We start from the raw sequence: 235 nt of genomic DNA, 5'->3' as shown, positions 1-235 counted from the left end.
AGCGCCCCCGGGCGGGGGCGTACGCAGCCGCGGGCCAGGACCAGGGAGGGGGGGGCCCGCCGCCCGACGGCGACGGGCGACGGAGCCGGCGGGGCGGGGGAGAGGACCCCCGGCGTGGTGCGGGAGCGGGCCCGCCGTATCCGGCGTACGTACCCGTACCCGCCCAGGGCGCCGGCGGCCGCGACGGCGACGAGCGGCAGGACGCAGTCGGTGGCCGACGCCCCGTCCGCCGCCT

1 pseudogene is annotated in these 235 nt (G+C 83.4%); it reads right to left on the bottom strand.

The annotated features are described in order from the left end of the window. A pseudogene (locus tag KVT45_RS55750) lies at positions 1 to 235 on the bottom strand (hypothetical protein); the annotation flags it as partial.

This window comes from Streptomyces sp. GbtcB6, from assembly GCF_019091475.1.
GTDB lineage: Bacteria > Actinomycetota > Actinomycetes > Streptomycetales > Streptomycetaceae > Streptomyces > Streptomyces hyaluromycini.
Note: the sequence above shows the minus strand (reverse complement) of the source record. Positions and strands in the feature narration are given on the sequence as shown.